Genomic DNA, 25,627 nt, shown 5'->3' on the forward strand with positions numbered 1-25,627 from the left:
GAAGGCCATGACGCACTCCGCACCCCTGACGCGGCGCGGTTTTCTCGCGGCCGGTCTCCTCGGTGGTGCGGCATTGGTGGCGTGTGGCCGTTCCACCGCGCCTCGTGCACCGGGCGGTACGACTGCGGCTGACGCGATCGCCGCGGCCGAGGCGGCCCGTCCGCACACCGGCAAAACGGTCTCGGCCCGCTTGGCGCCCGGTCCCGCCGACATTGACCTCGGCGGGACCAAGGCGCGAACTTTGGCCTACAACAGCCAGATTCCCGGGCCGCTGATTCGGGCCAATGTCGGGGACGAGATAGCGGTCACCGTCGACAACGGACTCGGCCACCCGACGTCGGTGCACTGGCACGGCATCGCCTTGCGCAACGACATGGACGGTGCCGCGCCGGCCAGTCGCGACATCGCGCATGGTTCCAGCTTCGAATACCGGTTCAGCTCACCATATCCGGGAACGTACTGGGCCCACCCGCATGCCGGCATGGACACCGACTACGGCTTGTATGTGCCGGTCATCATCGATGACCCAGCCGACCCCGGCCGCTATGACGCCGAGTGGATCGTGATGCTCGACGACTGGACCTCCGGAGTGGGAACCAGCCCCGACGAGATCTACAGGGGACTGCGCTCGATGAGTACCGGCGGTGGGTCCATGCCCGGGATGCCCGGCATGGGCCAGATGCCCGCGATTCCCGGCGTGGGCGGGGCGGGGCCGAGTGACCTGCTCGGCGGCGACAGCGGCGACGTCAGCTATCCGTACTACATCATCAACGGCCGCATCCCATCTGCACCGACAAGCTTCGACGCAAAGCCCGGACAGCGCATCAGAATTCGTCTCATCAACGCCGCCGCCGACACCGCATTCCGGGTCGCTTTGGCCGGGCACCGCATGACCGTGACCCACACCGACGGGTTCCCGGTGGTGCCCACCGATGTCGATGCCCTTCTGCTGGGCATGGGGGAGCGCTACGACATCGTCGTGACCGCCGCGGCCGGTGTGTTCCCTCTCGTCGCCGCTGCGGAAGGCAAGAACGCCGTCGCCCGCGCGCTGCTCACCACGGGAGCCGGCAGCGCGCCTGACGCCGCCTTCCGGCCTCCTGAGCTCAGCGGCCGGATCGGAACCGTGGACACCTTCACCGCCACACCGCAAGTGCAGCTCCCAACCGACAGCGACCTCGACCTCCAGGCTCGCCTGTCGGGCACGATGATGCAGTACGACTGGATGATCAACGGCCACCCCTACGACCACACCGTCCCGCTGACCATCCGTCAGGGTCAGCACGCCACCTTGACCTTCACCAACGCAACCACGATGTGGCATCCGATGCACCTGCACGGCCATACGTTTCAGGTCGTCCGGCCCGACGGCAGCCTCGGCGCTCGCAAGGACACCCTCATCGTCAAACCGCAGCAGGCGGTGGCGGTCAGGTTGGTCGCCGACAATCCAGGAACCTGGATGCTGCACTGCCACAACGGTTACCACATGGAAGCCGGCATGATGACCACCCTCGACTACACGGGCTGACCCCGCTCAGCCGCACCGGCTAGCACAACGAGAGGAAAGGAGAAGGTCCCATGATGTTCTGGTCCGACCACGACATGAGCGGATGGGGATACACGGGCATGGCAATCGGAATGGTGCTGTTTTGGATCCTCGTCATCGTCGCGATCATCGCGCTAGTACGCTCCAATACGGGTAATGCTCAGGCGAGTTCCGTCCTTCAGCCCCCGCGCTATACCGAGTCACCCGAGCAGCTGTTGGCGACCCGCTTCGCCCGTGGTGACATCGACGAAGCCGAGTACCAACAACGCCTGGCCGTCCTACGTGGCGGCTCTCGCTGACGGCGGCCGGGGATGGGATTTCGCCCGTGCCGAAGACACACCTGACCTACGCAACAGTGTTGCGCGCGATGCGACGACAGCACTTCGCAGTACTCGCCACCAGTGACCCCGCCGGCCGGCCAGCGTCCGCCGGCATCACCTACGGTGTATCAGGCTCCGGCAGCGCGATTTATGTGATGACCCGCCGCCATCTGCAGAAGGCGCGCAATATCGTTGCAAATCCACGAGTCTCGCTCGTCATACCCACACCTCGGCGGTTGCTGTGGTGGGTCCCTCCTGGCACCATTCAGCTGACCGGCCGCGCTGAAGTGATCGACTGGACGGATCACGACGCGACTCGCGTCTTCTCTCAATTTTGGCTGGGCCGGCACATTGTGAACAGCTATCGCAGTCTCCATGCTCGCGGAGACAGTCGAATAGCGTTCCTGAGAATTGAGCTCGACCCGGTGATCCACACTTACATGATCGGTACGTCGGCGTGGCGGGTGCGCAACAACATGGGAGCCGGTGCATCAACCGTCATCAGGGGACAATGACGTTAACGACCAGGGGTCCGCTCAGGTGCGGACGATCTCGTTGTCCAGGCGCGTCACGTCCCCGTCGGCGGGGCCGTGCGCACGACCGACGTGGGACTCGGCCCGCATCCGCTCGACCATATGCGGGTAGTGCAGCTCGAATGCCGGTCGCTCCGAACGGATCCGGGGCAGCTCGGTGAAGTTGTGCCGCGGCGGCGGGCACGAGGTGGCCCACTCCAGCGAGTTGCCGTAGCCCCACGGATCGTCGACCGTGACGACCTCGCCGTAGCGCCAGGACTTGAAGACGTTCCACACAAACGGCAGCACCGAGACACCGAGGATGAACGAACCCAACGTGGAGATGATGTTCAAAGTGGTGAACCCGTCGGTGGGCAGGTAGTCGGCGTAGCGGCGCGGCATGCCTGCGTTACCGAGCCAGTGCTGCACCAGGAAGGTGGAGTGGAAGCCGATGAACGTCAGCCAGAAATGCAGCTTGCCCAGCTTCTCGTCGAGCAATCGTCCGGTCATCTTGGGGAACCAGAAGTAGATGCCGGCGTAGGTGGCAAACACGATCGTGCCGAACAGCACGTAGTGGAAGTGCGCCACCACGAAATACGTATCGCTGACGTGGAAGTCCAGCGGCGGGCTGGCCAGCAGCACACCGGACAAACCACCGAGCAGGAACGTCACCAGGAAGCCCAACGAGAACAGCATCGGCGTCTCGAAGGTCATCCGGCCCTTCCACATGGTGCCGATCCAGTTGAAGAACTTGATGCCGGTGGGCACCGCGATCAAGAAGGTCATGAAGCTGAAGAACGGCAACAGAACGGCTCCGGTCACGAACATGTGATGGGCCCACACCGACATCGACAGGGCGGCGATCGCCATGGTGGCGTAGATCAGCGTGGTGTAGCCGAAGATCGGTTTACGGGAGAACACCGGGAAGATCTCCGAGACGATGCCGAAGAACGGCAGCGCGATGACATACACCTCGGGGTGACCGAAGTACCAGAACAGATGCTGAAACAAGGTGAGGCCACCGTTGGCGGGGTCATAGATGTGCGCGCCCAGACGGCGGTCGGCCGCCAGGCCGAACAATGCGGCGGTCAGCAGCGGGAAGATGAGCAGCACCAGGATCGACGTGACGAAGATGTTCCAGGTGAAGATGGGCATCCGGAACATCGTCATGCCGGGGGCACGCATGCAGACCACGGTGGTGATCATGTTGACCGCGCCGAGGATGGTGCCCAGACCACCGACAGCCAGGCCGAGGATCCACAGGTCACCACCGGCGCCCGGGGTGTGCATGGCGTCCGAGAGCGGGGTGTAGGCGGTCCAACCGAAGTCGGCCGCACCCCCTGGGGTGATGAAGCCGCTGAGGGCGATCAGGGCTCCGAACACGAAGAGCCAGAACGACAGGGCGTTCAGCCGGGGGAAGGCCACGTCGGGGGCGCCGATCTGCAGCGGCAGCACCAGGTTGGCGAACCCGAACACGATCGGCGTCGCATAGAACAGCAGCATCGCGGTGCCGTGCATGGTGAACAGCTGGTTGTACTGCTCGTTCGACAGGAACTGCAAACCAGGAAAAGCCAGCTCGGCGCGGATGAACAACGCCATCAGGCCGCCCATGAAGAAGAAGATGAAGCAGGCGACGCAGTACATGATGCCGATCAGCTTGTGATCGGTGGTCGTGACGAGCTTGTAGATCAGATTGCCCTTGGGACCCGTGCGGGCCGGGAACGGACGGCTGGCCTTCAAATGTCCCCGTGCTGGCGCTTCAGCTGTCACGCAGGTCTCCAATCGCTGTCGGTGTTCCTGTCGTTTCCCGCCACTGTCTGACCTTGCGCTGTGATTCGACGACCGACCAGGGACCAAAGTCACCGATTACATGGACGACCCACCCGCGATCCGACGCCGTCGTCCCTTCCTGACCGAGTTCGCAGGCTCAGTCACGGTCGTAGTGACAGACCGCTTCCAGCATCACGCCGAACGGGTCGAGCCAGAACGTCGCGAAGTAGGGCGGCGGATACTGCGGAAAAATCTGTGGTTCGTGCACTACCTCTCCGCCGAGTTGTTGCACCAGGCGGTGGACGTCGTGGACAGCCGAGCGTGACGTGACCATAAAGGCCAGGTGCTGAAGTCCGGCGCCTTCGCGCGAGTACGGGGTGGGATCACCTGCCGGGTAGAAGAAGAGGTATGTGCCGCGCTTGCCGCCCGCGGGGCGGAACGCGAACTGGTCATGATCATCGAGGAAGGGCTCGAAGCCCACGAGCGGCATCAGCGCGTCGTAGTAGATCTTCGCCGCCGCCAAGTCGGCAACGTTGATTCCCAGGTGTCCGAGCATGAGTCATCGTCCATCGGATCCGGCTGTGGGGCAACGGTGATTGTGGCACGATGTCGGCGCGCCTGGTGTGCACGCGTGACACTCCGGTTCCTGAATTCCGCTCTGCCGCAGACCCTTTGCGCTCGGGTGCGGAGCTCGACGTCGAAGCCACCATCGCGCGGTGGTTCACCGCAACGGAGATCGCGGACGACGGCCGGGCGGTCCGGGAGGTGCGCCGGGGTGATGTCGATGCTGGCGGCCGACCTGCCGGGCTCCGGGCTACAGATCGTCGATGACTGGGCGCATATGTCACCGTTCATCGACCCGCCCGATTTCGCCCGACGGCTGCTGGCCGCAGCCGACTGAAGCGCACGCCCGCGGCACGGCGCGCCGATGTGCGGCAAATTGACTTCAGCGCTTACCCGGGTCCCGTATACACAGATGCATGAACGCGTCCGCTCATATCGGTCGGGTCGGTGGCCTGGCTATCGCGCTGGGTATCGGTGCGGCTCTGGCCTCGGCGAATGCGGTGGCATGGGCAGATTCAGACGACTCCGGCGGCGGGCACCCGTCGGCCTCCTCTGCGCGCGGCCACGCTGCGGGCCCGACTGCGGCGCGAGCAACCAGGGCAACCACCAATCCGCCACCCAAGCGGACGACGTCGGCGCAGAAAGTGGCTTCAGTGGTGTCGGCCAAGCCGACCGCCCGTGCGGCCGCTGCCCCCAGCGGACCGGTCAGCGTGACCGAGTTGGCGCTGTCGACCGTGGTCGGCGCGTTGGAAACGTCCTATGTCGGAAGCAGGTCCGCAACCGCCTCCACCGCTCGGCTCGGCGCCCCGGCACCGGCCGCCTCCGTCACGACGAGTACTTCGTCTGCCGTGGCGCAGATCGCTGCGCCACCGAACCTGACCGCGGTATTCCAGCAGCTGGTGTACACCCCGCTTCACGTCGTCGTTCAGGCCTGGATCGCAAGCGAACTCGGCCGTCAGGTCGACGACTTCATCAATACGGCGGCCGGGTCGTATGTGATCGGCAACGGCGCTGACGGCACCGCAGCCAACCACAACGGTGGCGCAGCCGGGTGGCTCCTCGGCGACGGCGGTGCCGGGTGGAACAGCACCGATGACGGCGTTGACGGTGGCGCGGGCGGTCGAGCCGGAGCGTTGGGCAACGGTGGAGCCGGCGGCAGCGGGGGTGCCGGCGCCGACGGTGGTGCGGGCGGAGCCGGCGGGCGGCTCATGGGTATCGGCGGTGACGGTGGCAACGCCGGTGTCGCTGTCGTCGGCGCGGCCGGGGGAGTCGGTGGTGCGGGCGGGGACGGAACCGGCCTGATCTTCGGCGTCGGTGGTCGGGGCGGCAACGGCGGCGAGGGAATCGACGGCGGCCGCGGTGGTCGGGGCGGCAACGGCGCGGCGTTCTTGGGCAGCGGCGGTGACGGTGGCAATGCCGGCAAGAGCGGTGTCGGCGGCACGTCGACGCAACTGCCGGCACTCGGCGGTGCCGGCGGGACTGCCGGCTGGCTCGGAAGCCATGGCGCCGTTGGCAATTCCGGCGCAACCGTCGCGGCACAGACTCCCAGCGGATCGGTGCCGCCGCTGTCGCAGATCGGCACCTGGATCACCAACAGCGCCGGGCAGACCGTCATCCTGCACGGCGTCAACGAGGTGTACAAGCTTGCGCCGTATGAGCCGTCCGCGACTGGTTTCGACGAAGCGGACGCGCAATTCCTCCAGGACAATGGCTTCAATGTGGTGCGGCTGGGCGTGATCTGGGCGGCGGTGGAGCCGCAACCGGGCGTGATCCGCACCGCCTACCTCGACTCGATCAAGGCCACCGTGCAGATGTTGGCCGACCACGGCATCTACACCGTCATCGACATGCACCAGGACCTCTACAGCGGCACCTTCTACGGTGAGGGCGCACCCGCGTGGGCCTCCGATGGTGGCGGCCGGCCGAACAAGAACTCTGGCTTCCCGGGAAATTATTACGTCAACGGCGCTCTGGCACATGCGTGGGATGCGTTCTGGGGCAACGCCGATGCGCCGAATGGTCTTGGCCTGCTGGACAATTACGCGCTGACGTGGCAAAACGTCGCAAGCTACTTCAGCGGCAATTCCGCGGTCATCGGCTATGACATCATGAACGAACCGTTTCCCGGCTCTAACTACCCGGTCGCGTTATTCGGCGGCTCGTTCTTCGCGACCCAACAGCTGACCCCGATGTACAACCAGGTCGCCGCCGCCATCCGATCGGTCGACGGGACCACGCCGCTCTACCTGGAACCGCCCAACCCCGCAGTCACCGAAGTGCCCACCCTGCTCGGTATCCCGATAGCGTTGCTCGGGAAGGTCACCGACCCGAACTACGTTCTGGCATTCCACAATTACTGCGGCCCGATCGGTGGTGCGCTGTGCACCAAGATCGCCAACACGCTCGCGGTTCAAGCGGCGAACTACTCGAAGCGGCACAATGTCCCGGCGATGATGAACGAGTTCGGTGCCACCAATGACATCGATACGCTCACCAAGGAGATGCAGTCCGGCGACCGGTACTTCATGAGTTGGGCCGACTGGGCGTACACCGGAGTCGGTGACATCACCGGTTCGCCCGATGTCGAGGCTCTGGTCTGGGACCCGGCGAAGGACCCCACGGGCGACAACGTCAACATCGGCAACCTGCTGACGTTGGCCTCGCCCTACCCGCAGCTGGTCTCGGGCACGCCGAAGAAGTGGTCGTTCACCAACGGGATCTTTACCTTCGGTTACTCCACCGCGAAGGTCGATGGCTCGGGAACCTTCGCCGACGGCGCGCTGACCACGATTTCCGTTCCGCAGGTGGAGTTCCCGAACGGCTACGCGGTGACTGTGACCGGCGGCCACGTTGTTTCGGCCGCCAACGCCGCCCAACTGGTCATCGCCTCCGACTCGAATGCGACCGCCATCACCGTCGTGGTTACTCCCGTCCCGTGATCTAACCGCCGGTGCCGATGCCGGATCGCATCACCGTCGCCGGATCGTACTTCTGGCGGATGGCGTTGAACTGCTGCAGGTTCGGCCCGAGGTACCGCGCAAGAGGCTGGCCGGCTTCAGGGTAGTTGATGTAGCCGCCCACCGACGCCGGCCCCAGCGCGTGGTGCGCCGCGGTGAGCCAACCGGCTGCCGCATCGGCGGTGGACTCGGTGTACCACTGAACGGACGCCGCTTGCCGTCGCCACGGGAAGGCGCTGTCTGCCGGATCGACATCACTGACCGCGCCGGACAGGGACTCGATCACCGCCGTCGCCGACCCGGCGCCCGCCGGCCAGGCCGACATCGCGGTGACAATGGATTCGGCTGCAGCCGAGGTCATTTCGCCGACAATGTCCGAGCCTGCGACAAACGCCCGCGGCGCCCGGGCGTCGTCCCCACCTTCGAAGTAGTGCACGAAGTCGATCCGGTTCAGCGTGCGGGTTCGGGTCGATAATGCCGATAGCCCTGCTGTGGAGAGCATGTCACCGGCGACGGCGGGGCCGCTGCCCGACGGAGTCGCCAGGATGACCGTGCAGCGTCCGGGCCCGTCGCCGACCGTGAGATTCACCATGCCCCAGACGTTCCGGTCGGCTGCGCTCTGCCAATCCTGCCACCCGGCGATCACCGCGGCGGCCATCTCCATCGGGAACGTCAGGGTCACCACATCGCGGTCGCTGACCGGAAAGGTGCGAAACGTCAACGACGTCACCACGCCGAGGTTTCCACCGCCGCCACCGCGCAGAGCCCAGAACACGTCGGGATGGTCGTCGGCGGAGGCCGTCACCATCTCACCGGTGGGCAACACCAGCGCGGCCGACACCAGCGCATCACAGGTCAGTCCGTGTAGCCGCGCGTCCGAGCCCAGCCCGCCACCCAGCGCCAGCCCCGCAACACCGACCGTCGGGCAGCTGCCCGAGGGAATCGACCGCCCGCGGGAAGCCAGCTGGGTCTGAATGGAGTCCAGGTCGGTCGCGGGGGACAGCGTCACCTGGTCGTTGCCGACGTCGACGCCGCCGGGAAGCCGGCGCAGATCGATCACCAACGTGGCGTCGAGTGACGACGCGCCGATGTAGGAGTGCCCGCCGCTGCGCACGCTGACGCCGATGTGGTTCTCCGAGGCGAACGCCAGTGCCTTCTGCACATCGGTCACCGACGCCGCGGACAAGACGGCGGCGGGTGTGCTGCCGTTGAAGCGCGCATTGAAGATGCCCTTGGACGGACCATACTGCGCGTCGGACGGCAGGATCAGGGCACCGTCGAGCCGGCCGCCCAGCGCAGTCCAGTCGGGCGGCCCCGGACTGGACACCGCATGGGGCGTCGCCTGACGGCACGAACTCAGCAGCACCGCACCCGCCAGCCCGCCCAGTGCTCGGCGAACGAACACCTGACGGGATATCTGCCCCGACATGGGCAGGATGGTAGTGCTACTCGAGCACGAAAACCGGGATCAACCGGTCGGTCTTGGTCTGGTATTCCGCGTACGGCGGGTAGGCCTCGACAGCCAGCTTCCACCAGTGCTCGCGCTCCTCGCCGGAAACCTCGCGAGCCGTCAGGGTGACCACCTTCTCGCCATCCTGCGCGGTCACCGTGGGATTGGCCTTGACGTTGAAGTACCACGACGGGTGCGCTGGGTCGCCGCCCTTGGAGGCGACCATCGCGTACTTACCGTTCTCCTCGACGCGCATCAGCGGCACGTAGCGCTTCTTGCCGGACTTGGCGCCGGTGGTGGTGAACAGCACGACCGGGCGGTCCATGATGTGGACGCCGTCGGTGGTGCCTTGCTTCAAAATCTGCTCGGTCTGCTCACGCACCCAATCGGTGGGGCTCAGTTCCGCATGCTCAGTCATGGACCGCTCAACTCCTCTCGTGTTTGGACTATTCCCGCGACTTCGGCGCGCTAACCGGGGCGCTGTCCCGGAAATCGCGCCGGATCACGACGGTGGGCCGGTGCAATAGGTGCGCGGCGGCATTGTCCACATCAGTTGTTTCGTGCCAGGAGGGCACAGGCCGAAGTCGGCAGTCTCGACGCGCTTGACCACCGTGAAGTTGGCGGAGGCGTCGGTGCAGTCGACGGGTTCGAGGGTGTTGCCCTGGTTGGGGTGGCCGGGCGTCGGCGTGCCGTGGATTGCCGCGTAGCAGTGGCCGCTCAAGAGGTTGGGCACGAAGCAGACGGCGTACGCGTCGTTGGTCCAGCGCGCGAAACTGGTGTCCTCCCGCTTACCGTCCGGGCACTTCGCATCCTGAACGCCGGCGCTGACGACTTCGAAAACGCCCTGCGGGTCGGTGCAACTGGTGATGTCATTGGTGCCGATCGCTCCCGAGCCCAGGGCCTCACCGGTGATGCATTGCCCGATTTTCACTGGGGGAGAGAATGATTCGGCTGCTTTACGCTCCCCGGCCGAGTCTGCCACCCGCACGACTGCGCCGACGAGACCGATGGCGATGAGGATCGTGCCCGCCGTGATCAAGCCGCGCCCTGCGGTCGGCCGCGGCGCCGGCGGCACCGGTGGGTAAGGCGGGTAGCCCGGTGGTGGGTAGCCGACGGGGTAAGGCGGTTGCGCGCGGCGGGCCTTCGCCCGGTCCCGTAGACCGAGGACCAGCAGCAGCACCCCGACCGCGGGAAACAGCAGCGCTCCCATCACCTCGCCGATAAGCAGAAATGGCCTGCCGTCGGCAAGCAACGCAGTGGAGGCCGAGTAGCTGAACAGGGTCACTGATCGTTGACTCTAGCGCCGATCCGATTAGCCTGCGGGCATGACCAGTGACACCGGCCGCACCAAGGTGGCGATCCTCGACGACTACCAGAATGTGGCGTTGGAGATGGCCGACTGGTCGGCGGTGTCCGGCCGCGCCGCCGTCACTGTTTTCAACGACCATGTGTCCGACCCCGACGAACTCGTCGCCCGCCTGACGCCCTTCGATGTCGTGTTCGTGATGCGGGAGCGAACCCCGTTGCCGCGCAGCATCATCGAGCGTCTGCCGAATCTGAAGATGATCGCCTCCACCGGGCCGTTCAACGCCTCCATCGACATGGCCGCCGCCGAGGAGCACGGCATCCACGTAGGGACCACCGGGGGAACGGTGGCGTCGACGGTCGAACTGACGTGGGCCCTGATCCTCGCCGGCGCCCGCAATCTCGTCGCTGAGGCACGTTCGGTGCGCGACGGCGGCTGGCAGACGTCGGTGGGCCGAGAACTGTCCGGTCGGGTGCTCGGCGTGCTTGGGCTGGGCCGCATCGGTGCCCGGGTGGCGCGCATCGGCGAGGCATTCGGCATGGAGGTGATCGCCTGGAGTCAAAACCTGACACCGGAGGCGGCGGCCGAGGCCGGCGCAGCGTACGTCGGCAAAGACGAGCTGTTCAGCCGATCCGACGTGCTGACCATTCACATGAAGCTCAGTGAGCGTTCCACCGGTCTGGTCGGCGCGGCCGAGTTGGCGCTGATGAAGCCAACAGCGTTGCTGGTCAACACCTCTCGCGGTCCGATCGTCGACGAGGCGGCATTGGTTCAGGCCCTGCAGTCCACGACGATCAAGGCCGCGCTCGACGTGTTCGACACCGAACCGCTGCCGCCGGCGCACCCGCTGCGCACCCTCGACAACGTGATCGCCACCCCGCACATCGGCTACGTCGCCGACCGTCCGTACCGCATCTTCTTCCGCGATGCGGTCGCCGCTATCGCAGAGTGGCTCGACCGCCGCTGATCAGAAGGCGTTCGGATCCTGCTGGACCGCCGCCGGTACCGGATGCTGGTAGAGCCGTGAGGCGTTCTCCCACGTGACCTTGCGGATGATGTCGTCGGGGAGTCCGCTGATCTGCTCGCGGATGGTGCGCTGCGTGTGCGGCCACGTCGAGTCGCAGTGCGGGTAGTCGGCCTCGAGCAGTATGTTGTCCGCGCCGATCCGGTCGTACTGGATGAACGACGACTGGTCTTCGACCGCGCAGAACCGGAAGTTGCGGGTGAACACCTCGGCCGGTGTCAGCGTCTCGCCGAGCGCTTTCCATGTGCCGTACATCTCGTGGTAGCTCAACATGTGGTCGAGGCGGTCCAGCAGCCCCGCCACCCAGCCGATTCCGCCCTCGGACAAGCAGATTCGCAGATCCGGGTAACGGGTGCACACGCCGGAGTACAGCCAGTCGACGGCCGCGCTGATCGCGTAGGCGAAGAACAGCACACCGGCGACGTCGGGCGGGGCGTCATCGGTCGTCGACGGCGAGGTCCCCGATGAACCGATGTGCAGATTGACCACGGTGCCGGTGTCCGCGCAGGCCGCCATCATCGGTTCCCAGTAGCCGGAGTGGATGGTGGGCAAGCCCAGCAGCGCGGGGTTCTCGCTGAAGGTGACCGCGTGAAATCCGCGTTCGGCGTTCTCGTAGATCATCCTCGCCCCGACCTCGGGATCGAGCAGCCAGGGAAGTTGGCAGGGGATGATCCGGTCGGGATACGCCCCGGCCCACGCCTCGATGTGCCAGTCGTTCCAGGCCCGCACCGACGCCATCGCCAGGTCCCGGTCGGGGGTCACCTGCTGCAGCCGCTGACCAGCGAATCCGGGCAGGAACGACGGGAAGTTCAGCGACGCGTAGACGCCGTTGACGTCCATGTCCTTGACCCGGGCGTGGATATCCCAGGCGCCACGGCGCATTTCGTCGAACCGGGCCGGCTCAAAGCCGTACTCCGACACCGGCCGCCCGACGACGGCGTTGAACCCGACGTTGGGCAGCGACTGCCCGTCGTACATCCAGGTCTGCCCACCGTCCGCGGTGTCGACCACCCGCGGTGCGCGGTCGGCGAACTTGCTCGGCACCCGCCCCTCGAAGGTGTCCGGCGGCTCGACGATGTGATCGTCGACCGAGATGACCGTGTAAAAGCGTTCGGCGCGTTCGGGTTCCGGCAGGAACGTCACGGTTCGGTCGGCGCCGGTCTTGGCGGTGGTGAAGTTCAGGTTCGACTGCAGCTCGTCGATGGAAGCCATGGCAGGAGCCCCTTTCAGTCCAGTACGCCGCGGTCGGCCTTGATGGTCATGCGCGCCGCGCCCGCCCAGTACACGTCGGCGGCGCGTTCGATCAACGAGGCCTGCATGCCGACCAGGTCGCCGTGGTTCATCTTCGACGGCGTGCGCCCGCTGACCAGCACGTCGTAGGCCAGCCGGCACACCCGCTCGATGGACACCGCCCGGTACACCGCGGCAGCCAAATCGTGTCCGGTCGCGATGACGCCGTGGTTGGCCAGGATCACCAGATTGGCCGAGCCGATCTGGCCGGCCAATTCGGCTGCGCGCCAGGGAGTGTCGATCTCGCCATCGTATTTCTCGACCAGATACATGTCGTCGAGGAACAACGCCCCGGTCTGGTGGACGAGCTCGGGGAGCATTCCCAGCGCCGCGATGAGGCTGACGTAGTAGCGATGGTTGTGGATCACCACTCTGGCATCGGGGCGGTGCCGGTGTATTTCGGTGTGGATGTGGATGGCCGGCGTGACATCCCAGCGGCCGCGAACCACATGCGCGTCTTCGTCGACCACGCAGATGTCCGAGGCGGTCAGCTCCTGCCACCACAGACCCCACGGGTTGACGTACATGTCGGTCTGCCCCTCGGGCTGCCACGTGATGTGGCCGGCCATGTTTTCGGCGAAACCGATCTCGGCGAGGTGGCGGAACGCGATCGCCATCTTCTGCTCGTCGGTGAGGTCGACGCCGATGGGCGGCGTCTTCGACGGGGCCCATACTCCCAGGCCGCCCCGGCGCACTTCCGATGTGCTCATGATCGCTCCAGTATCGAGTGGATGGTTTCCCGGAGTTGGCCTTTGGCGATCTTGCCCCCAGAGGACCGCGGCAGCTCGTCGAGCACCTCGAGCCGTTCGGGCAGCAGCTCCTTGGAGACCCCCTGCCGCAGAAGGTGCTCGACCAGGTCGGGCAGTTCCAGGGTGTCGCCGGGATTCTTGAGTTCGGCGAACACGCACACCCGCTCACCGAACAGGGGATCGGGCATGGCCACCGCGGCGGCGACAGCGATGGCGGGGTGACTTGCCACGACCTCCTCGACCGCGACGGCGCTGATGTTCTTGCCGCCGCGCAGGATGAAGTCCGAGGTTCGTCCCGCCAGCACCAGATAGCCTTCGTCGTCCAGGTCGCAGATGTCACCCATCCGCATCCAGCCGTCCTTGGTGTACAGCTTGTCGTGATCGGTGCCGCCGAGATACCCCAGGCTGAGCGCCGGTCCGCGGCAAACCGGCTGTCCGCGACCGGATTCCGTGACGTCGTCGTCGCCGTCGAACAGCCGGACCTGCATCTCGGGAACGATGCGCCCGGCGGTCCGCAGCCGGTGGTGCAGCGAGTCTTTGACCGTGGTGGCGCTGAGCATGCCGGTCTCGTTGGACCCGTAGAACTGCAGGATCGTGACCCCGGTCAGCTCCTCGAACCGCGCGGCCTGCGTGTACGGCAGCGGCTCGCCGCCGGTGAACACCACGCGCAAGCTGGACAGGTCGCGCTCGTGCGAGGCGTCGTTGGCCAGGATCATCATCAATTGCGTACTCACGCAGCACAACACCGTCGCGCGGTGGCGTTCGATGGCGGCGCATGTCGCGGCGGCGTCGAACCGTTCGATGCGTACGGTCGTCGCCCCGAGGTAGATCGGGGTGGTGTGCGAGGTCCAGATCCCGAAGCCGAACGGGGTGGGGATCACCGGCAGGAAGACGTCGTCGGCGGTCAGTTCACCGTTGGCGACGGCCTTCTGGTGAAAGTAATGCCATCGATTCTGGGTATGCACAACGCATTTCGGCAGGCCCGTGGTTCCCGATGTCGAGTTGATCAAAAACGGGTCGTCGGGGCCCACCGGTGACAGTCCGGACATCGAGCCCGGCGCTGTGTCGATGGCGAGATCGCCGGCGCCGAGGACCACTGCCGGCACCGCAGCCTCGGCTGCCGCTTGAGCGGCCTGAGGGGAGCGATCCTCGTCGCTGACCAGAAGCGAGGGTTGGGCGGTCCGCAGGATCTGTGCGGCCTCCCGCACACCGGCGCGCGCTCCGAGCCCGACGCTCACCGCACCACAGCGCTCGATCGCCACCAGCAAGACGTGAATGGCAATGCTGTCGCCGTGCCAGACAGCCACCCGGTCGCCCGGGCGTACGCCCAATAGTTGCAGCCGCACCGCCAGGTTGGTGGCGGCGTTGTCGAACTCCGACCAGGTGAGTGCCCGGTCGGGTGGGTCCAGGTGGAAGTCGACGTAGGCGGTTTTGTCTGGCGTGGCGGAGGCGTTGCGGCCGACGCAGTCGGACAGAGTCGTGTCGGTCCACCAGCCGGCAGCCCGGTAGTGCGCCGCTTCGGCGCTGGTCGTGACGGCAGCGTCGACAGCCATCACCAAATCATATGAAAATGAGGACCGGCGTCAATGATCTCGCTGCCGGACCATGGTGGGGTCGACGTTTCCGGCCGAACCGGGGTAGTGCTGTGCGGTGATCAGGTGCGCGGCGGCGAGGTCGTGGGCCAGGCGCGCATCGCCGGCCTCGATGGCGTCGATCACCCGACGGTGGTCCTCCAGGACGGCCAGCCGCTCGGTGACGGGGACGACGCCCTCGTCGCTGACCCGCGTCGACCAGCTCTGTTCGTGTGCCGACCACAGTGTCTCCAACGCCCCGGCGAGCATGATCATGGTCTGGTTGCCGCACAACGCGACCAGCGCTTCGTGGTAGCGCCGGCTCGCCGAGATCGCCCGCTGGAAGTCGTCGGCGGCGTCGACGGCCTCGGCATGCAGTTCGCGCAGGGCAGGAACGACGGCGTCATTCCGATCGGCCCGCTCGGCGCACAGGGCCGCGCACGCCGGCTCCATCTGCCTCAAGGCGCCGCCCACGTCGGCCAAGCTCACGTCCTGCGACCCCAGGACCAAGCCGATCGTGTAGGCGACGTTCGCGGCGTTGGGCCGGCGCACCACCGCGCCGCCGAGCTTGCCGCGGCGCACCCGCAGCAGCCCTTCGGCCTCCAGGATGCGCATGGCTTCACGCAGCGACGGCTTGCTCACCGGGAACTCCTGCAGCAGCTCGTCCTCTTTCGGAAGGATGCTGCCGTCGGCCAGTTCGCCCAACAGAATTCGCCGGCGCAGTTGATCGGCAACCTGCTCGGCGAGGCGGCGGAATTGAATCGTGGGTTCTGACACTTGTTTTCTCTGCTGGGAAGTGTGTGCATCGTACAAGGGATGCGGCCTTAGATGAGGAGAGCAGCGATGGCGACGATGGCAGCGGTCGGATCCTTTGCGGGACTGCCGATCGACGATCCGCAGGCACTGCAGGACGTCCAGATCGAGATCCCCGAACTGCGTCCGCGCGATGTGCTCGTCGAGGTCGCGGCGGTCTCGGTCAACCCGGTCGACATCAAACGTCGCGCGACTCTCGAACCGACGACCACGCCGGTGATCCTCGGATTCGACGCGGCGGGCGTTGTCACGGCCGTCGGGCCCGACGTCAGCACGCTGTCCGTGGGTGACGAGGTCTGGTACGCCGGCGACATCTCCCGGCCCGGGACCAACGCCCAATTCCATGCCGTCGATGAACGGATCGTGTCCCGCAAGCCTCGGTCCTTGTCCTTCGCTGACGCGGCGGCTCTGCCGTTGACGACGATCACCGCCTGGGAGTCGTTATTCGACCGCTTCGAACTGACTCGGGAATCGAAAGGCGACCTGCTGATCATGGGCGCGGCCGGCGGCGTCGGGTCGGTGATGATCCAGCTCGCGAAGGCGCTGACCGGCGTGCGGGTGATCGGCACGGCGAGCCGGGCAGAGTCTGCGCAGTGGGCCACCGATCTGGGCGCGGACGTGGTGATCAACCACCACAATCTGCGCACCGAGGCCTTGGCGGCCGCCCCCGACGGCGTCGACTGGGTGTTCTCGCCACACTCGGCGGGCAACGTCGAGGACTTCGCCGAGATCCTCAAGCCGTTCGGCCACGTCGCCGCGATCGACGACCCGAAGGACCTGGATTTGATGCCGCTGAAGACCAAGAGCATCGCCTGGCATTGGGAGTTCATGTTCACCAAGCCACTGTTCGGGCTGCCGGGCCAGCAGGAGCTGCTCGCGGCGACCGCGAAGCTCGTCGACGACGGAATCATCCGTAGCACCGTCACGAACACGATCGATAACTTCAGCGCCGACGGTCTGCGAGAGGCTCACAAAGCGGTCGAATCTGGCCGCATGGTCGGCAAGGTCGTCGTCCGCCGATGACGTCCGGGGCGGCCGACCATACCCATGGGCAGGTCGGCTCTCGCCGCCGGTGGCGGACTTACTTGTGCGCGGGGCGCTTCAGCAGGAACTGAAGCCAGCGAACGTCGATCAACATGAGATTCAACGTAAGGGCGAAAAATAAGGTGGCAAGCTCCTAGCGGTAATACGTCGCTAAGAATATTTGCCAGAACGCCTTTATTTTCTCCCTGGCCAGCGGCTCTGGCCGCAGGGTGCTGAGGCGTCCGTTAGCGATAACGCTGCTTGACCGTTACTTCCCGGAAACCGCGCTGTGGTGGCTGGCGCGTGCTTGCTCGACGCTCGACCAGTAGCTGCGCTCTCGGTCCGTCAGATCGTTATCGGTGATCGCGCCGAAGGCCGCCGCCTCCCGGGCGAACCGCGCGGCCGCGTTCGGCAGCGCGTCGGGGCCGTCCAGTCGAAAGCAGCTCGGCGCAAGCGGACCGAACAGCAACGCGCGCCGCAAATCCGGCCAGTTCTCCCGTTGTGGCTCCACCCCCGCGGCGCGGGCAAAAGTGATGGCTGCCAAGTTCATTCGCGTCTTGCGTGGCCCTCGTTCGTGACATGCCGCGACGGCCGCGCGCTGCTCGGCGTCGCTGGGTGCCGCGATGACGCCACCCCACGTGTAGGCGATCCAGCGGGCCTGCAATTCCAGGGGCACGAAGTAGCCGCCCGACTGGTCCCACATCCCCATGAAGGCCAACCCCGAAAGGTCGGGGTGGAAGGTGTGCCGGTCGGTGTCGAAGCCGCCGGCGTCGAGGTTCAAAGTCGCCCTGAGGTGGTCGTCGAGGAACGGCAGGCTCAACGTGAAACCCGTCCCGAACACGATGCCATCGAAGGCCTCGGTGTGCCCGTCACCGAATGTCACTGCCGTCCCGTCGACCGACTGCAGCCAGGGTCGGACGGTGACCGATCCTTCCGCGACGGCGGGCAGGTAGTTCTGGTTGAGCGTCACGCCCGCGGCAAAGAGCGAGTCGGCCGGACGCGGGGCGCCGTACTGCTCGGGGCTGCCGGCGGACTCGACGACGATCTCTTTGAGCTGCCGGTCGATCTCCGCGACGGGCAGTACCTCGTCGGCCAACGCCCCGTACCGGGTGAACATCCGGTGATCCGACGGCACGCCCGCCGCGAACTTCGGCAGCACGTATCGCTGCCGGCGCTGTGTGACCACGACGTGTTGTGCGCCGTGGGCGGCAAGGTCGGCCGCGATCTCGAGGGCGCTCACCGCGCACCCCGCGACCAGAACTCGTTTGCCGCGGTAGGCCGACGGGCCGGGGTAGTGATACGACGAGATTGCGCCCGCCGAACCGGCGAACGTGTCGAGACCCGGCACCGTTGGAATGAACGGGGAATGGAACCGGCCGGTGGCGACGACGACCTTCTCGAAGTGCTCGACCTCGCCGCCGTGGCTGACCGCCCAGCGGTACCCGTCGCGCGCAACTGCGTCGACGCGCACCCCGAATCGGATGCGGGAGTCCAACGCGAACAGGCGGGCGTAGCGGTGTAGATAGTCGAGAATGGCGGCGCCCGAGGGGAACACGAGATCGCCGTCGATGGGCAGGTCACTGAACGCCGTCAGGATGCGGCTGGTGTTGGTGTGCATGCCCGGCCACACACCACTTCGCCCGGGCTGCGCGGTCCACTGACCGCCCAGCGTCGGGCCCTGCTCGAAGATCGACGGTTCGAATCCCTGCGACAGCAGCCATCGCGACACCACCAGCCCTGCCGGGCCGGCGCCGATCACCGCGACGTTCGCCGTCATTGGGCGAAGTCTTCCACGGTCCTGTCGTACGATCGCCTCGATTCACCCCGACGGGAGGCTGACATGGGGCGTGGCTGGTGGGTTTCGCGCCTGGCGAGTGCGGCTCTCGTCGCCGCGGTCGGACTGGCAAGCCCCGCCGTCGCCGAGGCGCCGCCGACGCCAGGCATGGAGGTCGACGACGAAAGCGGCCGATGCACAGCCGGTTTCGCCGCACAGGGCAACGACGGCAATTACTACATGCTCACCAGCGGACACTGTGATGCGCACGACGGGTCGGATTGGACATACGGCAGCGACGACACGCTCCTCGGGACGATCAGCGCCAGCGAGGTGAACGGCGACAAACGAGACGCCGCCATCATCCGGCTTGACCCCGATGCCGGCACACCCAACAGTGACGTGGGCGGCCGCTATCAGGTGCGGGATGTGCTGGGCGCCAGCCAACTTCACGCCGGGATGCCGTTCTGCAAAGTTGGCGCCGTCACGGGGGAGACGTGCGGCGAGATCAAGGGCGTCGAGGGTGACGTCGTCGAGGCCAGCGTCTACAGCCTCGAAGGGGACAGCGGCAGTCCGGGTTTCGTCAAGAACCCCGACGGCACCGTCAGCGCGGTCGGCATCTTGATGTCCTCACCCGACGGCGACGACTACACGACGTACTTCACCCTCGTGCAGCCCTTGCTGGCGCAGTGGGGGTTGCGGATCCTGCCCTGATTCAGGTCAGGCGGGTTGGCCATATACGGCGACGAGGACGGAGCGGTCGAGGCTGTTGACTGACCAGACACCGATGGCGGTGTTGGCGCAGTTGGACATGATCGCGAACGCGGTGGGGTCGTAGTACCACTGGTTGATGACGTCGAGGTTGTTGATGGCCAGTGCGGGGTTGATGGCGACGGTCTGGGCGACAGTGCCCGTGAAACCGGCTGCGGCAGCGCGGGTCTGGGGCGTGGATCCGTCGGATCCGAGGTCGCCGTCGAGGGCTCGGTTGTTGAGGACGTCGTTGGCGTGCCATTCGGCGGCCTGGGTGAGTGCGGGGTTCTTTTTGATGTCGGTGGTGCAGCCGGCTTGGTGTTGCACGGTGTAGACGTTGGCGACGACGCCGTTGTTGAGGCGGGTGTTGTCGGCGTGGGCGGCCGGTGCGACGGCGATGGCCACGACGGTTGCCGCGCCCACGGCCATGGTGGCGTGAATAGCTCTGTGCATCAACGTCGTTCCTTGGCTAGGCGGACGGGACGTAGCCGGCGGCGGATTGGCGCAGCTGCCAGATGGCGGCCGGGCACAGTTCCTGGGCGGACTGGCTGATCAGATACGACGCTTGGAATTCGTCGTCGGTGTTGAAGTCGGCTTTGATGGTGCGGACTAGTTGGCCGTAGCTGACGCCGGAGTTGATCTGGTCGCAGACGCCGTTGCCGTAGGCCAGGGCGGCATCGGCATTGGGGAAGTTGTAGCCGGGCCGGACGGTGACGTTGATCAGGTAGCCGATGGTGTCGGCGTGGGCAGGCTGGGCGCCGCCCAGGATGCCGACAGCGCCCACGGCGGCCAGGCCGGCGGTGATCAACAGGCGGGGTGCGGCGGTAGGCATGGGCATAGTGTGTACCATAGTTGATCGACGCAGGTCGGAACCGCTCACGATCCTGGCAATCCGCGTCGACGAATCGCCTAGATGATCTAGGATTCGGCCATGATTCGGCCGACGTACGTGGTCATGACAGCGTTCGCAGTGGCCCTTGGCGGCATGGCGGTCGCCGCTCCGATCGCGAATGCCGGACCGCTGCCGCCGTGCACATACACCCTTTCGCCGCCCGTGGTCGGTCCCGGTGGGGTCAGCGCCACCGCTGAGTTGGCGGGATGTGGTCCGGCAGGGGGGCCGTACAAGGCGGTCGCGTGTCTGCTGGGTGCCGACGGGGTCACGCATTGTGCGCAGGGAAGCGGGGCGGATCCCGCCACGATCACGGTGCCGTACCAGCCCGGCGTCACCTATATCGCGACCGGCCGCGGTTGCCCGGTCTGGCTCGGGCAGAACGTGGCGCCGGACTGCCAGCTCCTCGGCCCGAGCAACGCGACCCTTTAGGAACCCCATGTCGATCGACAAGGCCGCGGTCGTCGCGGGCAGTATCCGGCTGGCTTCCGGCGTGCACTTTCTGGCTGACCCGATGGGCGCCAACAAGCTGTGGGGTGAGCCCAATGACCCGGGCCCGTCCGCGCGGTTGTTGCTGCGGTCGATGGGCTACCGCGACGCGCTGATCGGTGGACTTCTGCTGTCGGCGGGCTTGCGCGGCCGCAACACCCGGGGCTGGTTCCTGGCGTCGGGTGGCGCCGATGCCGCCGATCTCCTCGGCGGAAGCAGCGTGCACAGCGAGCTGACCCGTGGACAGCAGATCATCGGACTCGGCGGCGCGGTCGTGGGCATCGGCGTCGGGTTATGGGGAGCCACCCGGCGTCGCAAGCCGGCACCGGAGGTCGCGGCCTAATCCGGCGGGCAGGAGCGAAGCGACCCGGGGAGACAAACCGGCGAGTCGTCTTGGTCGCGGTTGCCGCCGCGGTTCTCGTGCAATGCAGTCCCGCGCCTGAGCGGTCGCCTGTCACGTCGTCGTCGGTGACCACCACCATCCAGCCGGCGGCGATCGTCGCACCGGTGACCGCAACCGATCTCGGCGCCAGCTGGCATCCCGGGTGTCCGGTCGCTCCAGAACAGCTGCGCCGGGTCGAGGTGGACTACCTCGGACTCGACGGGCAGACCCATCGCGGGGCGCTCGTCGTCCACGAGCAACTCGTGGCCGACGTCGTCGCGATCTTCGCCGACCTACGCCGGCACGCCTATCCGATCGCGAAGATGCAAACTGTCGACCACTACCCCGGGGCCGCCGACGAATTGTCGATGGAGGACAACAACACCTCCGCCTTCAACTGCCGCCCGTTGCCCGGCAGTACCGACTGGTCGCTGCACGCGTACGGGCGCGCGATCGACGTCAACCCACTACTCAATCCGTACATAGATCGCTCCGGCGATCTCGAGCCGACAACCGCGGCACAGTATCTGGATCGCCGTCGCACCGACCCGGGGATGTTGCACACCGGCGACGTGGCGGTGCGGACCTTCACCGACCGCGGGTGGACCTGGGGTGGCAACTGGCATAACCCGACCGACTACCAGCATTTCGAACGCCGCTGAGAGGAAACGCCGTGCAGATATGGGAACTCGTTGCTCGCGAACGTATTCGGGACACCCTCGCCCTGTACAACTGGTCCGGCGACGCGGGGCGTATCGAGGACCTCACCCAATCTTTTTGTCCCGAAGGCACCCTCGAGGTACGCGGGACCGCGACGGTGACCGGCCGCGGCGACATCGCTGACTTCCTCGGCGGAGTCGCGGCACCGCCTGCTGAAGCGCACCCTCGGGTCAAGCGGATCGTCCGGCACACCCTGACCAACATCCGGTTCACCGAGGTGACTCCGCAACGCGCACAGGTGTCGTCGTACTTCACGGTCTTCACCGAGATCGGGCTGGATCACTACGGCCGCTACCGCGATGTCTTCACCCCGGTCGACGAGTCGTGGTTGATCGCCCACCGATTCGTCTCGACCGACTGGGGCGCACCGAATTCGACGATGGCACCGCCGTCGTCCGTGTCCTAGGCCTCAGGCGTGCAGACCGGCTGCTAGCGATTCGCCGAATGCGAGCAGCGCCGCCCGGCCGATATCCAGGATCGCTTCGTCGAAATCGTCGTTGTCCCGGTAGGACAGTTCCAGCATGCGGTCAGCCATCTCGACGGCCACCAGCATGGCCCGTGGGTCGGTGTCAGCGGGCAGTAGGCCCGCGGTCACCAAGATGTTGTGCTGCCGGTCGGCGAGGGTCTGCATCCGGGCATGCACGTGCTTGATGACGGTGAGGGAGCCTCGCCCACCCATCCATAGCCCGGCTGCCCCGGGGTGCTTGCGGTAGTAGTCGACGTGCAGATCGAGCTCGTTGTTGAGGAGCTCGGCGATTGAGGTGATCTCCCAGGTCTGCTCGGCGGCCACACATCGGGCGTCGATCTCGGAGCAGTGCCGCTCCATCAGCTCGTCGAGAATGGCGTCGCGGTCGGCGAAGAACCGGTACAGCGAGGGATACGACACTCCGGCGCGGTCGGCGATCGCGCGGGTGGTGACGGCGTCAACGCCCTGCTCGTCGGCGATGGCCGCGGCGGCGTCCAGGATTCGGGCAACGGTCTGCCGGCTGCGGGCCTGAACAGGCGCCCGCCGCGGAATGTTCACCGTGGTCATCGCCAACCCCCTCGAACCCTTGACACCGAACCGCAAAACTATAACACTATTCACGTTACAGTTTCCAGGAACGATCAGAGAGTGCCCCGATGACTGTGAGCTCCCTCCACCAGGCCCGCCCGAGCCAACCGCTGCGTGGCCACGTCGATGTGCTGATCGTCGGTGCCGGCATCTCCGGCCTCGGGATGGGTCATTACCTGGCTACCCTGCAGCCCGGTAAGAGCTTCGCGATCGTGGACAGTCGCGACGCGATCGGCGGCACCTGGGACCTGTTCCGCTATCCCGGCATCCGGTCGGACTCTGATTTGCATACCTTCGGCTATGAGTTCAAGCCGTGGACTTCTGACAACGCGATCGCCGATGCGCACGAGATTCTCGACTACCTGCACGAGGTCATCGACGAGGACGACCTCGCGCGGCGAATCTATCTGCATCACAAGGTGTTACGGGCCGACTTCTCCTCCGGCACCGCGCAATGGACCGTCACGCTGGAGCGGGACGGCGAACAGTTCGAGGTGACCTGCGACTGGTTGTTCGGGGCGACCGGCTACTACGACTACGCCAGCGGACACCGGCCCCACTTCGAGGGTGAAGAGGACTTCGAGGGTGCGATCGTGCACCCGCAGTTCTGGCCCGAGGACCTCGACTACACGGGCAAGAAGGTCGTCGTCATCGGCAGTGGTGCCACGGCGGTCACCCTGATTCCCGCGATGGCCGGCGATGTCGAGCACATCACCATGCTTCAGCGCTCGCCGTCCTACGTGATGCCGTTGCCGCGTAAGGACCCGATCGCCAACACCTTGCGAAAGGTGTTGCCGGCCAAAGCCGCCTATGCTGCGACCCGGCGCTTCAACATCGGCAAGGGCCGATTCATCTACAACCTGTGCCAGCGCCATCCCAAGCTCGCGCGCCGGATCATCCGGGGGATCAACGTCAAGGCGCTGCCGGAGGGTTTCGAGGTGGACACCCACTTCAATCCCAAGTACAACCCCTGGGACCAGCGTCTGTGCGCGGTGCCGGACGCCGACCTGTTTCGGTCGATCGCCAAGGGCAAGGCCGAGGTGGTCACCGACCGCATCGCGCGCTTCACCAAGACCGGGATCCTGCTGGAGTCCGGCAAGACCCTCGACGCCGACATCATCGTCACCGCAACAGGTTTGAAGCTGCTTCCGCTGGGTGGAATTCAGATTTCGGTCGACGGTGATGTCAAGGATCCGCACCAGTCGCTGCTCTACAAGAGCTTCATGATCTCCGACATTCCGAACCTCGCCTTCGCCTTTGGGTACACGAACTCGTCGTGGACGCTGAAGGTCGGTCTGGTGTGCGAGCACCTGTGCCGCCTGCTGGCCTACATGGACCGGCATGGCTACACGACGGTGGTTCCGGTGGTCGATGACCCACACATCGAAAAGCGTCCGATGCTCGACTTCTCGGCCGGCTACGTCCAGCGGTCGGTGGACTTGTTCCCGCAGCAGGGCGCGACCGGCCCCTGGACGGTCGAGATGGACTATTGGGCGGATCACAACCGGCTGCGCAAGGGCCCGGTCGAAGATCCCGCGTTGCGATTCAGCACAGCGGTTGGGGCCCAGGCAATTTCGGGCGTGGTCTCGGGCGTGGCCTCGGCATGACTAGACCCACCTTCGTGGAGGTGGACGGTCGGCGCACACGGGTCCGCGTCGGCGGCGACCCAGCCAATCCGCCCGTCCTGCTGATCCACGGCATCGGTCGCAGCATGGAGGATTGGTCCACCCAGTACGAGCGGCTGGGCCAGTCGTATCGGACGATCGCGCTGGACGTCCCCGGCTTCGGCTTTTCCGAGCGCCCCAAAGAGACCATCACCTTGCCGCTGCTAGCTGAAGGAGTCGTCGGCGCGCTCGATGCGCTCGGCGAGGATCGGCCCGTGCATGTGGTGGGTAATTCGCTCGGCGGCGCGATCGCGCAGCAGCTACTCGTCGAACAGCCCGATCGGATCGCGAGCCTCTCGTTGATCAACAGCGCGGGTTTCGGCAGTGAGGTGACCATGCTGCTGCGGATGCTCACCGTGCCGGTACTCGGCGCGATGAGCATGCGCCGGCCGACTCGCATGAGTTCGGCGCTGATGGAGCGGCTGATCCACGCGGACAAGGCAATTGCCACCCGGCAGCGCATCGACCACGCGTTCGCAGTGGGCTCACAACCCGATGCCGGGGCGGTGATGCTCGAGACCGCGCTCGCGCTCGGCACGCCGCGCGGGGTGCGGCCGGAGTGGCGCCGTGAACTCGCCGCCGGAGTCGCCCGGACGCCACGTCCGACCTTGATCATGTGGGGCACGCGAGATCGCATCCTGCCGTCGCACCACATCCGTGAGGCGATGCGGGTATATCCCCACGCCGAGGTGCACCTGCTCAACCGTGTGGGGCATATGCCGCAGATCGAATGCCCGAAGCGGTTCGCCGACCTGCTGGTGCCATTCCTGGCGCGCGCGAACACAGCCCGGGCCGCTGCCGCGGTGCAGAACGCCTAGTTGCCGCGTCGCTTCATGCGGGCCAGTGACTCGGCCGCCGCCCGACGCGCCGTGAGGGCTGCTTCCCGGGCTTGGCGGGCGCGCTGACGCGTGGCACGAGCCTGCATGACAACTTCGCTCAGATCCGGCGCGGTGACGTGCTCCTCGGCGACGCCGCGCGCGTGCGCTCGCGGTGGGCTTTCTGTCGACACGCGT

The 25,627-nt window shown here is 66.3% G+C and carries 28 protein-coding genes; 14 read left to right on the forward strand and 14 right to left on the reverse strand.

All coding sequences use genetic code 11. From position 1 onward, the window contains the following. The first annotated feature begins 7 nt into the window (after positions 1-7). The 3 genes from K0O64_RS08850 to K0O64_RS08860 are packed head-to-tail and all read left to right on the forward strand — an operon-like array spanning position 8 to position 2,378. Positions 8-1,525, forward strand: a complete 1,518-nt coding sequence (locus K0O64_RS08850; RefSeq protein WP_096310797.1) for a multicopper oxidase family protein — start codon at positions 8-10, stop codon at positions 1,523-1,525. 50 nt (positions 1,526-1,575) lie between these two features. Next, positions 1,576-1,842: an SHOCT domain-containing protein gene (locus tag K0O64_RS08855; protein ID WP_096310799.1), complete on the forward strand. Its 267-nt coding sequence runs from the start codon at positions 1,576-1,578 to the stop codon at positions 1,840-1,842. A gap of 26 nt (positions 1,843-1,868) precedes the next feature. Continuing rightward, positions 1,869-2,378, forward strand: a complete 510-nt coding sequence (locus tag K0O64_RS08860; protein WP_096310801.1) for a pyridoxamine 5'-phosphate oxidase family protein — start codon at positions 1,869-1,871, stop codon at positions 2,376-2,378. 21 nt (positions 2,379-2,399) lie between these two features. Here K0O64_RS08860 and ctaD read toward each other — a convergent pair whose 3' ends face one another. After that, on the reverse strand, positions 2,400-4,145 hold the full coding sequence (gene ctaD, locus K0O64_RS08865) for an aa3-type cytochrome oxidase subunit I (RefSeq protein ID WP_096310803.1): 1,746 nt from the start codon (positions 4,143-4,145) through the stop codon (positions 2,400-2,402). A gap of 157 nt (positions 4,146-4,302) precedes the next feature. Further along, complete coding sequence (locus K0O64_RS08870) at positions 4,303-4,701, reverse strand: VOC family protein (RefSeq protein WP_096310805.1); 399 nt, start codon at positions 4,699-4,701, stop codon at positions 4,303-4,305. A gap of 219 nt (positions 4,702-4,920) precedes the next feature. Here K0O64_RS08870 and K0O64_RS30160 point away from each other — a divergent pair, with 219 nt between their 5' ends. Next, positions 4,921-5,046: a hypothetical protein gene (locus tag K0O64_RS30160; protein ID WP_256385477.1), complete on the forward strand. Its 126-nt coding sequence runs from the start codon at positions 4,921-4,923 to the stop codon at positions 5,044-5,046. 79 nt (positions 5,047-5,125) lie between these two features. After that, on the forward strand, positions 5,126-7,648 hold the full coding sequence (locus K0O64_RS08875) for a cellulase family glycosylhydrolase (protein ID WP_096310807.1): 2,523 nt from the start codon (positions 5,126-5,128) through the stop codon (positions 7,646-7,648). 1 nt (position 7,649) lies between these two features. On the opposite strand, the gene K0O64_RS08880 is transcribed toward K0O64_RS08875, so the two are convergent. The 3 genes from K0O64_RS08880 to K0O64_RS08890 form a co-directional block, all read right to left on the reverse strand. Next, positions 7,650-9,095 carry an FAD-binding protein gene (locus K0O64_RS08880; protein ID WP_096310809.1) on the reverse strand — a complete coding sequence of 482 codons (1,446 nt, stop codon included), beginning with the start codon at positions 9,093-9,095 and terminating at the stop codon, positions 7,650-7,652. 16 nt (positions 9,096-9,111) lie between these two features. Next, positions 9,112-9,534 carry a nitroreductase family deazaflavin-dependent oxidoreductase gene (locus K0O64_RS08885; protein ID WP_071946713.1) on the reverse strand — a complete coding sequence of 141 codons (423 nt, stop codon included), beginning with the start codon at positions 9,532-9,534 and terminating at the stop codon, positions 9,112-9,114. An 84-nt stretch (positions 9,535-9,618) separates the two neighbouring features. After that, a complete protein-coding gene (locus K0O64_RS08890; RefSeq protein ID WP_096310811.1) occupies positions 9,619-10,401 on the reverse strand; it encodes an LppU/SCO3897 family protein in 783 nt (260 codons plus the stop codon). Positions 10,402-10,441: 40 nt separating this feature from the next. On the opposite strand from K0O64_RS08890, the gene K0O64_RS08895 reads away from it, so the two are divergent. Continuing rightward, positions 10,442-11,389, forward strand: coding sequence for a D-2-hydroxyacid dehydrogenase family protein (locus tag K0O64_RS08895; RefSeq protein WP_096310813.1), 948 nt, complete (start codon positions 10,442-10,444; stop codon positions 11,387-11,389). Here the strand turns inward: K0O64_RS08895 and K0O64_RS08900 are convergent, their stop codons facing one another. From K0O64_RS08900 to K0O64_RS08915, 4 genes are read right to left on the reverse strand one after another with little or no spacing between them, the layout of a single operon-like run. Next, on the reverse strand, positions 11,390-12,658 hold the full coding sequence (locus K0O64_RS08900; RefSeq protein ID WP_096310815.1) for an amidohydrolase family protein: 1,269 nt from the start codon (positions 12,656-12,658) through the stop codon (positions 11,390-11,392). It lies immediately after the preceding gene. A 14-nt stretch (positions 12,659-12,672) separates the two neighbouring features. Beyond that, entirely contained in the window at positions 12,673-13,446 is a 774-nt protein-coding gene (locus K0O64_RS08905; protein ID WP_220046285.1) for a class II aldolase/adducin family protein, read from the reverse strand. Continuing rightward, positions 13,443-15,038: a class I adenylate-forming enzyme family protein gene (locus K0O64_RS08910; RefSeq protein WP_220046286.1), complete on the reverse strand. Its 1,596-nt coding sequence runs from the start codon at positions 15,036-15,038 to the stop codon at positions 13,443-13,445. The genes K0O64_RS08905 and K0O64_RS08910 overlap by 4 nt, the downstream gene beginning before the upstream one ends. A 30-nt stretch (positions 15,039-15,068) precedes the next feature. Then, positions 15,069-15,833: a FadR/GntR family transcriptional regulator gene (locus K0O64_RS08915; RefSeq protein ID WP_096310821.1), complete on the reverse strand. Its 765-nt coding sequence runs from the start codon at positions 15,831-15,833 to the stop codon at positions 15,069-15,071. Between the two features lie 66 nt (positions 15,834-15,899). On the opposite strand from K0O64_RS08915, the gene K0O64_RS08920 reads away from it, so the two are divergent. Then, a complete protein-coding gene (locus tag K0O64_RS08920; RefSeq protein WP_096310823.1) occupies positions 15,900-16,892 on the forward strand; it encodes a zinc-binding alcohol dehydrogenase family protein in 993 nt (330 codons plus the stop codon). A 268-nt stretch (positions 16,893-17,160) separates the two neighbouring features. On the opposite strand, the gene K0O64_RS08925 is transcribed toward K0O64_RS08920, so the two are convergent. Further along, positions 17,161-18,669 (reverse strand): flavin-containing monooxygenase, encoded by a 1,509-nt coding sequence (locus K0O64_RS08925; RefSeq protein WP_096310825.1) that lies wholly within the window; start codon positions 18,667-18,669, stop codon positions 17,161-17,163. 63 nt (positions 18,670-18,732) lie between these two features. Between K0O64_RS08925 and K0O64_RS08930 the strand changes: the two genes are divergently transcribed. Further along, entirely contained in the window at positions 18,733-19,380 is a 648-nt protein-coding gene (locus K0O64_RS08930; RefSeq protein ID WP_096310827.1) for a S1 family peptidase, read from the forward strand. Between the two features lie 6 nt (positions 19,381-19,386). Here the strand turns inward: K0O64_RS08930 and K0O64_RS08935 are convergent, their stop codons facing one another. Then, positions 19,387-19,869 (reverse strand): CAP domain-containing protein, encoded by a 483-nt coding sequence (locus tag K0O64_RS08935; protein ID WP_164520039.1) that lies wholly within the window; start codon positions 19,867-19,869, stop codon positions 19,387-19,389. Positions 19,870-19,885: 16 nt separating this feature from the next. Next, positions 19,886-20,248, reverse strand: a complete 363-nt coding sequence (locus K0O64_RS08940; RefSeq protein WP_096310831.1) for a DUF732 domain-containing protein — start codon at positions 20,246-20,248, stop codon at positions 19,886-19,888. 99 nt (positions 20,249-20,347) lie between these two features. Here K0O64_RS08940 and K0O64_RS08945 point away from each other — a divergent pair, with 99 nt between their 5' ends. From K0O64_RS08945 to K0O64_RS08960, 4 genes are read left to right on the forward strand one after another with little or no spacing between them, the layout of a single operon-like run. Next, complete coding sequence (locus K0O64_RS08945; protein ID WP_096310833.1) at positions 20,348-20,737, forward strand: hypothetical protein; 390 nt, start codon at positions 20,348-20,350, stop codon at positions 20,735-20,737. Between the two features lie 7 nt (positions 20,738-20,744). Beyond that, positions 20,745-21,137: a DUF4267 domain-containing protein gene (locus K0O64_RS08950; protein WP_071946692.1), complete on the forward strand. Its 393-nt coding sequence runs from the start codon at positions 20,745-20,747 to the stop codon at positions 21,135-21,137. Next, positions 21,089-21,838, forward strand: coding sequence for a M15 family metallopeptidase (locus tag K0O64_RS08955; RefSeq protein ID WP_096310835.1), 750 nt, complete (start codon positions 21,089-21,091; stop codon positions 21,836-21,838). Before K0O64_RS08950 ends, K0O64_RS08955 begins: the two co-directional genes overlap by 49 nt. Before the next feature lie 11 nt (positions 21,839-21,849). After that, on the forward strand, positions 21,850-22,302 hold the full coding sequence (locus K0O64_RS08960; protein ID WP_096310837.1) for a nuclear transport factor 2 family protein: 453 nt from the start codon (positions 21,850-21,852) through the stop codon (positions 22,300-22,302). 3 nt (positions 22,303-22,305) lie between these two features. Here the strand turns inward: K0O64_RS08960 and K0O64_RS08965 are convergent, their stop codons facing one another. Continuing rightward, complete coding sequence (locus tag K0O64_RS08965) at positions 22,306-22,929, reverse strand: TetR/AcrR family transcriptional regulator (RefSeq protein WP_096310839.1); 624 nt, start codon at positions 22,927-22,929, stop codon at positions 22,306-22,308. 89 nt (positions 22,930-23,018) lie between these two features. Here K0O64_RS08965 and K0O64_RS08970 point away from each other — a divergent pair, with 89 nt between their 5' ends. Beyond that, the gene (locus tag K0O64_RS08970; RefSeq protein WP_096310841.1) at positions 23,019-24,557 is read left to right on the forward strand and encodes a flavin-containing monooxygenase; all 1,539 of its coding nucleotides are present in this window, start codon (positions 23,019-23,021) and stop codon (positions 24,555-24,557) included. After that, complete coding sequence (locus K0O64_RS08975; protein ID WP_096310843.1) at positions 24,554-25,432, forward strand: alpha/beta fold hydrolase; 879 nt, start codon at positions 24,554-24,556, stop codon at positions 25,430-25,432. The genes K0O64_RS08970 and K0O64_RS08975 overlap by 4 nt, the downstream gene beginning before the upstream one ends. On the opposite strand, the gene K0O64_RS08980 is transcribed toward K0O64_RS08975, so the two are convergent. Then, positions 25,429-25,623, reverse strand: coding sequence for a hypothetical protein (locus K0O64_RS08980; protein WP_125477411.1), 195 nt, complete (start codon positions 25,621-25,623; stop codon positions 25,429-25,431). The genes K0O64_RS08975 and K0O64_RS08980 overlap by 4 nt on opposite strands. Positions 25,624-25,627 lie beyond the last annotated feature (4 nt).

This window comes from Mycolicibacterium pallens (genome assembly GCF_019456675.1).
Taxonomy (GTDB): Bacteria; Actinomycetota; Actinomycetes; order Mycobacteriales; family Mycobacteriaceae; genus Mycobacterium; species Mycobacterium crocinum.